1 protein-coding gene is annotated in these 732 nt (G+C 59.4%); it reads left to right on the forward strand.

Going from position 1 to position 732, the window contains the following annotated elements; all coding sequences use genetic code 11:
• Positions 1-732, forward strand: a 732-nt coding sequence (locus tag MXAZACID_RS17385) for a citrate/2-methylcitrate synthase (protein ID WP_008495906.1), incomplete at both ends; no start/stop codon positions are given.

Genomic DNA, 732 nt, shown 5'->3' on the forward strand with positions numbered 1-732 from the left:
CCAGGGTCAGATCTCAGCGGAAATCAACAGCTACCTTGCCTCAGATGTCGAGCGGCTCGGAGACAGGAAGGAAAAGGGCCGTAAGCCCAAGGAAGTGGCGAAAGCGACGTTGAACTTCGGACTGCCCGTTCTGGAGTCCGAGATTACGCTGATCGAAAACGAGCGCCTTTACTTTCGAGGCGTCAATGCATTGGAGATTGCCCGCACGCACAGTGTTGAGGCGGCGGCGGCGCACCTCTGGCAATGCGATATCTCTGCGTTCGACCGTTCCGCGCCCACGTCTCACGGTTATCTCTCGGCGGTGATGGATAACTTCCGGCAACGGCGTGCAGAAGAGACGCTGTTGACACTCTTCACGCTGGCAAGTGACGATGCCGGAACTGCACTGTGGCAGACGTCGCAGCAACGCCTGGCGGAAGGTAGTATTGATCTTGTGCGCATCCTGGCTGGATGCTTGCTCGGCACAGAGCCGAATGCAAAGCCGCTTCATCAGCAATGCGCAGACGTCTGGGGCATCGATAGCCGGGGGGCGGACCTCATTCGCAGGGCCCTCGTTCTTTGTGCTGACCATGAATTGAACGCATCAAGTTTCACGGCGCGTTGCGTTGTATCGACCGGAGCAAGCCTGAGAGCCGGCATCGTCGGGGGATTGGCCGCATTGACGGGCGGCCGCCATGGGGCGACCACCGCTCGCGGTGAAGCGCTTTGGGACGAGGTCGTAGGTGATGAAAT

Origin of the sequence: Acidocella sp. MX-AZ02, assembly GCF_000306035.1 — a bacterium.
GTDB lineage: Bacteria > Pseudomonadota > Alphaproteobacteria > Acetobacterales > Acetobacteraceae > Acidocella > Acidocella facilis.